Genomic DNA, 12,320 nt, shown 5'->3' with positions numbered 1-12,320 from the left:
CCCGAATTTTTCTTCGGCAAATGCCCTGCCTGACTTTGTCCGACAAACCGGCAATCCCCCTACGACAGGTGAGCTGGCCCGACATTGGCGGGCTTCTGCGCCGCAGTGCAGCAACAAAAGGTCGCTTGACGGTCCGTTTGTCCGTGTGCAATCTTTGTCCGACAAAGGGACGAACTGACACGGCGCACAAGCAAGAGGCGTCGGCGGGTCGTCCGGGGGAGGCTTTCGACATGTCGGTGGCGGAGAGTGGCCGGTTCGAGAAGATCAAGGTGCCGTCCGCCTACCAGATGGTGGCGGAGGCCATCGAACGGGAAATCATGGCCGGCAGGCTGCGCCCGGGCGACGAGATCGGCACCGAGGCGGAACTGGTGCGCCAGTTCGGCGTCAACCGCTCAACCGTGCGCGAGGGCATCCGCCTGCTCGAACAGGGCGGGCTGGTCCAGCGCGAGGCCGGCCGCAAGCTCTATGTCTGCCTGCCGCATTACCGCAAGCTCTCCGACCGCATGAGCCGCGCCCTGGTGCTGCACCAGGTGACGTTCCGCGAATTGTTCAACGCTTCGATGATCCTCGAGCTCGGCGTCATCGAGGCTGCGGTGGACAACGCCGACGCCGACGACCTCGCCGCGCTGGAAGCCAACCAGAAGCAGGCGGAGGCCGCCGTCGACGACCCGGTGCGGCTTGCCGAGATCGACACGAATTTTCACGCGCTGCTCGCCCGCGCCTCGGGCAACCGGGTGCTTGAACTGGCGCGCGAACCCGCTGCCCTGCTGTTCTTTCCGACCTCGGAACTGATCTGCCGCAGGGTCCCGCAAGGCGCGGGGCGCATGGTCACCGCGCACCGTCACATGATCGACGCGGTGGCCTCGCGCGACAAGGAGGCGGCGCGGGTCTGGACCCGGCGCCACCTCGTCGACTGGAGAAAGGGCTTCGAGCGCGCCGGGCGCGACATCGACGAGCCGGTGGAACGGATTTTCGAGCGCCTGTCCACGGCCAGGCAGTACTCGTGAGAACTTGACCGCAAGGCCCGTGGAGGCGGGCCGGAGACAATATCGGGGAGGAACATGTCGGACGTTCTCAACGCCCGGTCGGCGACGACCGGCATCACCGTGCGCGCCCGCATCCGGAAGGATCGCGGATGACGGGCCAAAGCGAAACCGGCGCCAGCGGCGCGGCGCGTCTCGAGGTCGAGGGCCTGTCGCTCTCCTTCGGCGGCCTCAAGGCGTTGAGCACCGTTTCCTTCGCGGCCGAGCCGGGTTCGATCACGGCCCTGATCGGTCCGAACGGGGCCGGCAAGACGTCGATGTTCAACTGCATTTCCGGCTTCTACCACCCGCAGCAGGGCGCCGTCCGCTTTGACGGCCGCGACGTGACGCGCATGCATCCGCCCGAGCGCGCCGCGCTCGGCTTCGCCCGCACCTTCCAGAACATCGCCCTGTTCCGCGGCATGACCGTGCTCGACAACATCAAGCTCGGCCGCCATGCCCACATGAAGACCAACCTGTTGCAGGCCCTCGCCTATTGGGGTCCGGCACAGCGCGAGGAAATGGCTCTGCGCGCCGAGGTCGAGGAGCGCATCATCGACTTCCTCGAGATCAACCACATCCGCAACATGCCGGTCGCCGCCCTCTCCTACGGCTTGCAGAAGCGCGTCGAGCTTGCCCGGGCGCTGGCCATGCGGCCGCGCATCCTGCTTCTCGACGAGCCCGTCGCCGGCATGAACCGCGAGGAGACGGAGGACATGGCCCGCTTCATCCTCGATGTGAAGGAAGAGTGGGGCACCACCATCCTGATGGTCGAGCACGACATGGGCATGGTGATGGACATTTCCGACCATGTGGTCGTGCTGAATTTCGGCCAGGTCATCGCCAGCGGCCTGCCGCACGAAGTGCAGGCCGACCCGCATGTCACCGAAGCCTATCTGGGCAGCGGCGACCCGGCCGCCCTGATGGCGCGGCTCAGGGGCGAAGGGCCGGATACCGGCCGCAACCGGGAGGAAGTGGCATGAGCGATCTCCTGTTCTTCACGGAGGTGACGCTGGCAGGTCTCGGCTCCGGCGCGCTGCTGGCGCTGACCGCGCTTGCCTTCGTGCTGATCTACAAGGCAACGCGCGTCATCAACCTGGCCGTCGGCGAGATGCTGATGCTCGGCGGCTACCTGTTCTTCGCCTTCGCCGCAGGTCTCGGCCTGCCGGCCTTCGCCGCGATCCCGCTGGCCGTTGCCGGCGGCGGGCTGGTCGGCGCCATCGTGGAGCGCGGGCTGATCCGCCCGATGCTGGGCGAGAACCCGATCTCCGTCTTCATGGTGACGATCGGCCTCGGCTCGGTGCTGGTCGGACTGGTTGAGCTCGTCTGGGGCACCGATCCGCGCGCCCTGCCCGCCTTCATGGGGACGACGCCGGTCTTCATCGGCGAGGCCTATGTGTCGCGCAAGATCGCCATCGCCTTCGTCGTCGCGGCGGTCGTCATCGCCGTCTTCCTCACCCTTTTCCGCTTCTGGCGCGGCGGCGTCGCCTTGCGCGCCACGGCGACCGACCAGGCGGCCGCCTATTCCTGCGGGATCAACGTGCCGGGCGTCTTCTCGCTTGCCTGGATCGTGGGTTGCGGCACCGCCGCCGGCGCCGGAGTGCTGCTCGGCTCCATCGGCGGCATCTCGCCGGCCATGGGCGTGTTCGGCCTGTCGGCGCTGGTCGTCGTCATCGTCGGAGGGCTGGATTCGGTCGCTGGAGCACTTGTCGGCGGTCTGGTCATCGGCCTGATCGAGGCCTGGGCCGGCACGTATCTCGGCGGCGAATACAAGCTCGTCACCACTTTCGGCCTTCTCCTCGTCGCGCTGATGATCCGTCCCTACGGACTGTTCGGCACGACCGAAATCGAGCGTCTTTGACATGCAGATCGGAACCGCCAAACACAGCTACCGGGCCGATGAGGCGCTGCTGACGACACGGCCACAGCGCCTGTGGATGGCGCTGTTCGCGCTCAGCCTTTGCGCCGCGCCCTTCCTGCTCGACAATTACTGGCTCTATCTCGCCTGCCTCGTCGCCATCAACGTGGCGAGCGCCACCGGCCTCAACATCCTGACCGGTTATACCGGCCTCGTCAGCCTCGGCCAGGCGGCCTTCATGGCGGTCGGCGCCTACACGGTCGGCTGGATGCAGCTCAACCTGCCGACGCCCTTCCTGCTGAACCTTCTTGCCGGCGGCTTCACCGCGGCCCTGGTCGGCCTTGTCGTCGGCCTGCCGAGCCTGAGGGTCAAGGGGCTGTACCTGGCCATCGCCACCATCGCCGCCTCCTTCATCCTGCATTTCGTCTTCGTCAACTGGGAGAGCGTGACCAATGGCAACAGCGGGCTGACGCTGACGCCGGCCACCTTCCTGGGCACGCCGCTGACGGACTACTCACAGCTCTATTTCGTCTTCGTGCCGATCACCGCGCTGATGGTGCTGGGCGCGGCCAACCTTTTCCGCACCCGCATCGGGCGCGCCTTCATCGCCATCCGCGACCGCGACATCTCGGCCGAGGTGCTCGGCATCTCGCTGCTGCGCACCAAGCTGATGAGCTTCGCGATCTCGTCCTTCTATGCCGGGGTCGCCGGCGGCATGTGGGCCTATTTCTTCCGTGTCGTCACGCCGGAGAGCTTCCCCTTCGTCTATTCGATCTTCTTCCTCGCCGCGATCATCGTCGGCGGCATGGGAACCATTCTCGGCGCCATCCTCGGAGCCGTCTTCATGACCCTGGTGCCGGAGCTGCTGCGCTTCGGCATCGACTGGCTGACCCCCGTCCTTCCCAACGCGGCGGCGATGCTCTCGCCGGTGCGCACCATCGTTTTCGGCCTGCTGATCGTCGGCTTTCTCATCTTCGAGCCGAAGGGACTTGCCGAAATCGTCCAGAGAACACGGCGTTACTTCCATCTCTGGCCCTTCAAGAAGTGAATGACCGAAAAGTCACGACAAAACCGGAGGAAACCATGTTTGGCATCACCAGGAGAACGCTGATCGCCCTTTCGGCATCGGCAGCCATAGCCACCTCGCTGCCCGCGGCCGCGGCGGACGACATCGTCATCGGAGGCTCGATCCCCCTCACCGGCGTCTTCGCCTTTGCCGGCATCGGCATCGAGGCGGGCATGCAGGACTATATCAAGATCCTCAACGAAGCCGGCGGCATCCAGGGACGCAAGGTGCGCCTTGCCTACGAGGACACCGGCTACAAGGTCGACGCCTCCGTCGCCGTCTTCAACAAGCTGACCAGCCAGGACGAGATCCATCTCTATTACGGAGACTCGACCGGCTTCGCCAAGACGATCAACGGCGAGCTCGACCGGCTCGGCTCGATCATGATGGCCGGCGCGTCCTTCGCCACCGAACTGAACGATCCCAAGGCCTTCCCGCACCAGTTCATGGCCGGGCCCGACTATTCCGAGATGACCGGCATCCTGCTGGAATACATCGCCAAGGAGAAGCCGGGCGCGAAGATCGTGCTGGTCAATTCCGACACGGAATTCGGCCGCGACCCGATCGCCGCCACCAAGGCACGGGCCGGCGAGTTGGGCCTTGAGGTCGTCGAGGAGATCATCACCCCGCCGACCGCCGTCGACGTCTCGACGGAAGTCCTCAAGCTGCGCCGCGCCCGGCCGGACTACACGATCTTCCACGGCTACGTGCTGGCGCCCCTGCCGGAGTTCATGAGCCAGGCCAAGCAGCTGGGCCTGGAAACCAAGTTCATGGGCACGTTCTGGTCGATGGATTCCAGCATCTGGGCCAAGGTCGGCGAGGCCGCCGACGGCTTCATGGGCGTCATGCCCTACCGCTACTACTATGACGAGGCCGGCGACGCGCCGATGCTCGACCGCATCCGCGAGATGCGCCCCGAGTACCAGTCGACCCCGTACATGCAGGGCTTTCTCACCGCCATGCTGTTCACCGAAGCGGCCAAGCGGACGCTCGAGGCCGGCAAGGAGCTGAACGGCACCAACCTGAAGGCCGCCCTCAACTCGATCGAGAATTTCGACACCGGCGGCATCATCGGCGTGCCGATCTCGATCCCGGGCAACTCCATCCCGGTCGGCCGCATCTATCGCTACGACGCGAGCGCCCAGAAGATGCAGCCGGCTTCCGACTGGATCAGCGTGCAGGAGTAAGCAAGATGGCCGCGGACATCCTCCTCGACATCAACAACATCGAGGTCGTCTACAACAAGACGGTGCAGGTGCTCCGCGGCCTGTCGCTGAGCGTCGAGCGGGGCAAGATCGTGACCCTGCTCGGCTCCAACGGCGCCGGCAAGTCGACGACGCTGAAGGCGGTGTCGAACCTGCTCACGCTGGAGAACGGCGCCGTCACCGCCGGCGCGATCCGCTTCGACGGCGACGACATCTCCCGCCTGACACCGCACGGACTGGTGCGGCGCGGCCTCTTCCACGTGATGGAGGGGCGCCGCATCTTCGAGGACCTGACGGTGGAGGAAAACCTGACGGCGGCGACCTTCGCCCTGTCCGGACGCGGGCTGAAGCCGACCTCCTTCGACCTCGTCTACCAGTATTTCCCGCGCCTCTTCGAGCGGCGTCAGGGCCGGGCCGGCTATCTCTCCGGCGGCGAGCAGCAGATGCTGGCGATCGGCCGGGCGCTGATAGCCCAGCCCTCCCTGATCCTGCTGGACGAACCCTCGCTCGGGCTCTCCCCGGTGCTGGTCGAGGAGATCTTCACCATCATCGCCTCGATCAACCGCGATCTCGGCGTGTCGATGCTCCTGGTCGAGCAGAACGCGGCCGTCGCCTTCGCCGTCTCCCATTACGGCTACATCATGGAGACCGGCAAGATCGTGCTCGACGGACCGAGCGAGCGGCTGGTGAAGGACGACGACGTGCGTGAGTTCTATCTCGGCGCCAGCGGCGGCGAGGGCACCAAGAGCTACCGCGACATCAAGCACTACAAGCGCCGCAAGCGCTGGCTGTCCTGAGGCGAGACGACCATGGCCGACTTCCCCGAACTCACCCTGCCGCAGATGCTGCGCGCCCATGCCGAGAAGACGCCGGACCGGGTCGCGGTGCTGCAGAAGGACTTCGGCATCTGGAACCCGCTCACCTGGCGCCAGTATCACGAGCGTGCCTGCGACGTCGGCCACGGGCTCCGTGCCCTTGGCCTCGGCGAGGCGGGCCACGTGGCGGTGCTGTCGGAAAACCGTGTCGAATGGGTGCTCGCCCAGCTCGGTGCCGGCATCGTCGGCGGCGTCACCATCGGCGTCTACCCGACCAGCCCGGCGAACGAGGTCGGCTACGTGCTGGAGCATTCCGACAGCGAGATCATCGTCTGCGAGGACCAGGAGCAGCTCGACAAGGTGATCGAGATGCGCGACCAGTTGCCCCGGCTGCGCCGGGTGGTCGTGGTCGAGACCAAGGGCCTGCGCGGATATTCCGGCGACTTCGTCATCTCCTTTGCCGCGATGGAAGAGATGGGGCGGGCTCACCGCAGGGCCCATCCCGCCCTGGCCGGGGAAAGCCTTGCCGCGCGCGGCCTCGATGACGTCGCGCTGATGATCTACACCTCGGGTTCGACCGGCAAGCCCAAGGGCGCGATGCTCTCCTATCGCAACCTGCGCGCCCAGGCGATCGCGGTCGCCGACCGCATCGGCCTCGACGCCGACACCGTGCATCTTTCCTACCTGCCGCTGTGCCATGTCGCCGAGCAGATGGTGACCGTGATGGCGCCGGTCTATCTCGGCGCGCGAATCTGCTTCGGCGAATCCATCCGCACGGTGCAGGAGGACCTGCGCGAGGTCGCCCCCTCCTCCTTCCTCGGCGTACCGCGGATCTGGGAGAAGCTGCATTCCTCGATCCATATCCGCATGCTGGAGGCCGGCGGCTATCGCCGGGCGCTCTACGAGCGGGCCTATCGCGCCTGCGAGCCCTTCGCCGAAAAGCCGAAGGCCGCGCGTAGCATCGCCGAGCGGATCACCTTCGCGCTCTGCTACCTCTTCGTCTTCCGCGCCCTGCAGAACTATATCGGGTTGCGCCGTGCCCGCATCGCGATGACCGGCGCGGCGCCGATCTCGCCGAAGATCGTGCATTTCTTCCGCACCATCGGCGTGCCGCTGGTCGAGGTCTACGGCATGACGGAATCGAGCGGCATCGCCCTCGGCCAGACCCTGGACAGGCTCGTTCCCGGGTCCGTCGGCCCGGCAGTGAAGGGCGTCGAGGCGCGCATGGGCGAACATGGCGAGTTGCAGCTGAAGGGCGATACGGTCTTCGTCGGCTACTACAAGAACCCGGCCGCGACCGAGACGACCCTGAAGGACGGCTGGCTGCATACCGGCGACGTGGTCGCGACCGAGGGCGGCGAGTTCCGCATCGTCGACCGGTTGAAGGACATCATGATCACTGCCGGCGGCAAGAACCTCAGCCCGTCCGAGATCGAGAACACGGTCAAGGGCAGCCCCTATATCAAGGAATGCATCGTCATCGGCGAGGGGCGCAAATACGTCTCCGCGCTGATCCAGATCGACTTCGAGACCGTCGCCAAATGGGTGGAGGAGAAGGGGCTTTCCTACACCAATTTCCGCAGCCTGGCCGAGAACCCCGCAGTGCGTGAACTGGTCGACAGCGAGATCCGCGCCGCCAACGGCCAGCTCGCCCAGGTCTCCCACATCCGCCGCTTCCACCTGCTCACCAAGGAGCTGGACCACGACGACGACGAGGTGACGGCGACGATGAAGGTGCGTCGCTCCAGCATCCAGACGAAATATGCCGGCGAGATCGCCGGCCTCTACGCCGCCGGCTGACAGGCCGGACGTGCCCTGCCCTTCGAACGGAGCCCTGCACCCGCCATGCCTGATGCCCTGATCTACGACCACCTGCGCACGCCGCGCGGCCGGGGCAAGCCGGACGGCGCCCTGCACGAGGTGACGCCGATCCGCCTTGCGACCACGGTGCTGGAGGCGGTGCGCGACCGCAATGCGCTCGACACCGGTCTTGTCGACGACGTGGTGATGGGCATCGTCATGCCGGTGGGCGAACAGGGCCAGTGCCTGCCGAGGGTGGCCGCCATCGCCGCCGGCTATGCTGAGGAAACGGCGGGCGTGCAGATCAACCGCTTCTGCGCCTCCGGCCTGGAGGCCTGCAACGTGGCGGCGGCCAAGGTGATGGCCGGACAGGCCGACATGATGGTCGCCGGAGGGGTCGAATCCATGTCGCGTATCCCGATCCTCTCCGACGGCGGGGCATGGGGCACCGATCCGCAAGTGGCAGCCGCCACGTCCTTCGTGCCGCAAGGCATTTCCGCCGACCTGATCGCGACCAAGTGGGGCTACTCGCGCGAGGATGTGGACGCCTATGCGGTGGAGAGTCATCGCCGCGCAGCGCGCGCCTGGTCGGAAGATCGTTTCGCCGGCAGCATCGTTCCGGTCCACGACCGGGTCGGCGAGGTGCTGCTCGCCCGCGACGAGACCATTCGCGGCAACTCCACGCCCGAGGATCTGGCACGGCTGAAGCCCTCCTTTGCCGCGCTCGGCGAGAAGGCAGGCTTCGACGCGATCGCGCTGGAGCGTTATCCGGACTTCGCCGGGATCCGCCATGTCCACCACGCCGGCAATTCCTCCGGCATTGTCGACGGCGCGGCCGCCGTGCTGATGGGCACGCGCGAGGCCGGCAAGCGCGCCGGACTTGCGCCGCGTGCGCGCATCCGCGCCTTCGCCGAAATCGGCTCCGAGCCGACGATCATGCTGACAGCCCCCTCCTTTGCCGCCGAAAAGGCGCTGAAGCGCGCCGGCATGAACGTTTCCGACATCGACCTCTTCGAGATCAACGAGGCCTTTGCGGCGGTCGCCATGCGCTTCATCGAGGCGCTCGACCTCGACCCGGAAGCGGTCAACGTCAATGGCGGGGCGATCGCCATGGGCCATCCGCTCGGCGCCACCGGCGCGATGATCCTCGGCACCGCACTCGACGAACTGGAGCGCACGGGCAAGCAGACCGCGCTCGTCACCCTGTGCGTCGGCGCGGGCATGGGCGTCGCCACCGTCATCGAACGGATCTGAGGAGGTGCCCGTGCTGACGAGCGCAATCGACAAGGACGGCATCGCGCTGGTGACCATCGATATGCCCGGCCGATCGATGAACGTCATCGACTGGGCCTTCACCGACGCGCTGCGCGCCGAGATCGACCGGCTTGCCGCCGATCCGGCGGTGACCGGCATCGTCCTCTCTTCGGGTAAGACGAGCTTCATCGCCGGCGCGGACCTCGCCATCATGAACGGCATGAGCGGCCCCGGCACCTCGCCAGCGAGCGCATCGGAACGCATCCGCGCCATGACCGACGCCTTCCGCGCGATCGAGACCTGTGGCAAGCCGGTTGTGGCGGCGGCCAGCGGCACCGCGCTCGGCGGCGGGCTGGAACTGATGCTCGCCTGCCATTGCCGCATCGCCGCGCGCAACGACAAGGCCCGCTTCGGCCTGCCCGAGGTCACGCTCGGCATCCTGCCGGGCGCCGGGGGCACCCAGCGCCTGCCCCGCGTCATCGGCATCGAGGCCGCGCTTCCCCTGCTGCTGGAAGGCCGCCGCCTCACCGCGGACGAGGCACTGGCGCTCGGCATTCTCGACGAGTTGGCCGAGCCGGAGGATCTCGTCGCGGCGGCGAAGCGGGCGCTCCAGGAGGGGCGCGTCGACGCTTCCGCGCCCTGGGACCGCAAGGGCTTCGCCCTGCCCGGCCCGGCCATCACCTCCGAAGCCGCTTCGAACATCTTCCTCCTTGCCAATGCAAAGGTTCGCGCCGCCGGCCAGAGAAACTACCCCGCACTGGAGGCGATCCTTTCCTGCGTCTACGAGGGACTGCGGCTTCCCATCGACAAGGCACTCAAGGTCGAGCGGCAGTATTTCGGCCATCTGGTGCATGGCGACGTCGCCCAGGCGATGATCCGCACCCAGTTCTTCGCCCGCCAGCGGCTTGCCCGCGTGGGGCGGGCCGGACCCGATCCCGACGGGGCGCTTGCTTCGGCCTGCAGGAGTGCAATGGACGCACAGGCCATGCGCATGCTCACAGAGGGCATGAGCCCGGCCTTTGTCGGCAACGCGGCACGCATCGTCGGCCTTGCCCGGCCGCCGCACCTGCCAGGCGAGGACGGGGCGACACATGAACGCGACCGCGCCAGCCTGCGCCCGACCGGCCTTCGGCTGCTGCGCGCCGCAGCCCTTGCAGCGGTAGCGGCGCTCGAGCGCGGCGACGTCGCCTCGGCGGTCGAGGCGGATGTGCATGCCATCGATGCAGCCGGCTTTCCGGTCTGGACCGGCGGACCTTTGTCGATGATCGACACGGCTGGCGCTGCCGCCTTTATCGAGGCCTGCCGGGCGGACGGGCTGGAGATCCCCGTCGGTCTTGCCGCCATGGCCCGCGACGGCGGGCGGTTCCACCCGAACGAGGAGGCGGCCGCATGAGCGACGACCTGGTGCTTGCCGATATCGATGCCGGGACCGGCGTTGCGACGATCACGATCAACCGGCCGAAGGTTCTGAATGCCCTCGACGTGCCGACGGCGCGCGCCTTCCTGAAGGCAGTGCGCAACGTCACGGCACGCAAGGACGTTCGTTGCATCGTGCTGCGCGGCGCAGGGCGTGCCTTCGTCGCCGGCGGCGACGTCGCCGCCTTCGGCTCCGATCCCGACCGCGCCGCCGAGGTCGTCCACGAACTGCTCGATGCGCTGCACCCCGCTCTGGTGGCGCTTCGCGAGGCCCCTGCCCCGGTGATCGCCGCCGTGCGCGGCGTTGCCGCCGGCGCCGGCTTCAGCCTGGTGCTCGGCGCCGACCTGGTGGTCGCCGAAACCGACGCCCGCTTCGTCATCGCCTATGACCGCATCGGCACAACGCCCGACTGCGGCGGCACATGGGCCCTGCCGCGCAAGGTCGGACGGGCAAAGGCGATGGAACTGATGCTGCTCGGCCAGACGCTTTCGGCGGACGAGGCAAGAACGGCGGGCATCGTCAATGCGGTGGTCGCTCCGGACGAGCTCGACGCCCACGTCGAGACGATGGCGCGGCGTATCGCCAGCGGACCCACCCGCGCCTATGGCGCCTATCGCAAGCTGGTCGACGCCGCATTCGACCATCCGTTTGCCGCCCACCTGGAGGCGGAGCGCGCCTCTTTCATCCGCATGACCGAGACCGGCGACTTCCGCGAGGGCGTTGCGTCCTTCCTCGAAAAGCGCCAACCGCAGTTCCGCGGCGAATGAACGGATCGTACGCAGAGACCGGCACAGGAGACGTTGCATGAGCCTGCCGAAAGCACTCGAGGGTCGGCTGAAACTGCCGGCGATCGCCTCACCGATGTTCCTCGCCTCCGGGCCCGACCTCGTCGTCGAGACCTGCCGCTCCGGCGTGATCGGCACCTTCCCCGCCCTCAACCAGCGCACGAGCGAGGGCTACGGCGAATGGCTTACCGAGATCGAGGATCGCCTTGCCGCGCATCCCGGTGCCGCTCCTTACGGCGTCAACCTGATCGTCCATCGCAGCAATGCGCGGCTCGAGGCCGATCTGGAGGTGACCGTTGCGCGCAAGGTGCCGCTCGTCATCACCTCGCTCGGAGCCAATCCGGACGTCGTCTCCGCCGTGCATTCCTATGGCGGGCTGGTGTTCCATGACGTCATCAACCCGCGTCACGCGAAAAAGGCGGCCGAGGCCGGTGTCGACGGCATCATCGCTGTCTGCGCCGGGGCCGGCGGCCATGCCGGCACGATGAGCCCCTTCGCCCTCGTGTCCGAGATCCGCGCCTTCTACGACGGCGCCATCATTCTGGCAGGCGCCATCAATACCGGCGCGCAGATCGCCGCCGCCCGCGCCATGGGCGCGGACCTCGCCTATCTCGGCACCCGTTTCCTGGCAACGCGCGAGGCCATGATCGTCGACGACTACAAAACGATGATCCTGGATGCAAGCGCCGCCGACATCCTCTACACGCCGGCGATCAGCGGCGTGAACGCCAACTTCCTGCGCCCGAGTATCGAGCGCGCCGGCCTCGACCCGGACAACCTGCAACATGCGGGATCGCTCGACATGGGCAGCGAGGCGAAGGTGTGGAAGAACATCTGGTCCGCCGGCCAGGGCACCGGCACGATCACCGACCTGCCGCCCGCAGCCGAACTGTGCGACCGGCTCGTCGCCGAATATCGTGCCGCCTGCGCCGGACTTGCCGCCGACCCTTACGCCTGAAACTTCCTGCCTCCGCGGCGATTGAAAGATAGTGGAGCTGCCGCAGCGCCATTCTCATCGCAATCGCCTGGCGCTTGACGGGCGCTTAGTAAACGGTGACCGAACCGTTCGGGAGTGACATTCTCTCTGATTACAGGCGC

Annotated in this window: 11 protein-coding genes; all 11 read left to right on the top strand. The window is 67.2% G+C overall.

The window, feature by feature from the left end:
- The first annotated feature begins 230 nt into the window (after positions 1 to 230).
- The 11 genes from RBB46_RS07680 to RBB46_RS07630 all read left to right on the top strand — a co-directional run bounded on the left by RBB46_RS07680 (position 231) and on the right by RBB46_RS07630 (position 12,180).
- Positions 231 to 1,007: a FadR/GntR family transcriptional regulator gene (locus tag RBB46_RS07680; RefSeq protein ID WP_306028324.1), complete on the top strand. Its 777-nt coding sequence runs from the start codon at positions 231 to 233 to the stop codon at positions 1,005 to 1,007.
- 128 nt (positions 1,008 to 1,135) lie between these two features.
- Positions 1,136 to 2,005 carry an ABC transporter ATP-binding protein gene (locus RBB46_RS07675; RefSeq protein ID WP_306028323.1) on the top strand — a complete coding sequence of 290 codons (870 nt, stop codon included), beginning with the start codon at positions 1,136 to 1,138 and terminating at the stop codon, positions 2,003 to 2,005.
- The gene (locus tag RBB46_RS07670; protein ID WP_306028322.1) at positions 2,002 to 2,883 is read left to right on the top strand and encodes a branched-chain amino acid ABC transporter permease; all 882 of its coding nucleotides are present in this window, start codon (positions 2,002 to 2,004) and stop codon (positions 2,881 to 2,883) included. The genes RBB46_RS07675 and RBB46_RS07670 overlap by 4 nt, the downstream gene beginning before the upstream one ends.
- A gap of 1 nt (position 2,884) precedes the next feature.
- Positions 2,885 to 3,928, top strand: a complete 1,044-nt coding sequence (locus tag RBB46_RS07665; protein WP_306028321.1) for a branched-chain amino acid ABC transporter permease — start codon at positions 2,885 to 2,887, stop codon at positions 3,926 to 3,928.
- A gap of 35 nt (positions 3,929 to 3,963) precedes the next feature.
- A complete protein-coding gene (locus RBB46_RS07660; protein ID WP_306028320.1) occupies positions 3,964 to 5,133 on the top strand; it encodes an ABC transporter substrate-binding protein in 1,170 nt (389 codons plus the stop codon).
- A 5-nt stretch (positions 5,134 to 5,138) separates the two neighbouring features.
- Positions 5,139 to 5,948, top strand: a complete 810-nt coding sequence (locus RBB46_RS07655; RefSeq protein WP_306028319.1) for an ABC transporter ATP-binding protein — start codon at positions 5,139 to 5,141, stop codon at positions 5,946 to 5,948.
- Between the two features lie 12 nt (positions 5,949 to 5,960).
- Positions 5,961 to 7,766, top strand: a complete 1,806-nt coding sequence (locus tag RBB46_RS07650) for a long-chain fatty acid--CoA ligase (RefSeq protein WP_306028318.1) — start codon at positions 5,961 to 5,963, stop codon at positions 7,764 to 7,766.
- Between the two features lie 45 nt (positions 7,767 to 7,811).
- Complete coding sequence (locus RBB46_RS07645; protein WP_306028317.1) at positions 7,812 to 9,020, top strand: acetyl-CoA C-acetyltransferase; 1,209 nt, start codon at positions 7,812 to 7,814, stop codon at positions 9,018 to 9,020.
- Between the two features lie 10 nt (positions 9,021 to 9,030).
- A complete protein-coding gene (locus RBB46_RS07640) occupies positions 9,031 to 10,413 on the top strand; it encodes an enoyl-CoA hydratase-related protein (RefSeq protein WP_306028316.1) in 1,383 nt (460 codons plus the stop codon).
- A complete protein-coding gene (locus RBB46_RS07635) occupies positions 10,410 to 11,204 on the top strand; it encodes an enoyl-CoA hydratase/isomerase family protein (protein ID WP_306028315.1) in 795 nt (264 codons plus the stop codon). Before RBB46_RS07640 ends, RBB46_RS07635 begins: the two co-directional genes overlap by 4 nt.
- Positions 11,205 to 11,241: 37 nt before the next feature.
- On the top strand, positions 11,242 to 12,180 hold the full coding sequence (locus RBB46_RS07630; protein WP_306028314.1) for a nitronate monooxygenase family protein: 939 nt from the start codon (positions 11,242 to 11,244) through the stop codon (positions 12,178 to 12,180).
- The last annotated feature ends 140 nt before the right edge of the window (positions 12,181 to 12,320 follow it).

The organism is Stappia sp. MMSF_3263 (assembly GCF_030733745.1).
In the GTDB taxonomy this organism is placed as follows: domain Bacteria; phylum Pseudomonadota; class Alphaproteobacteria; order Rhizobiales; family Stappiaceae; genus Stappia.
The sequence above is the reverse complement of the archived record's forward strand: the minus strand, read 5'-3'. Positions and strand labels throughout refer to the sequence as shown.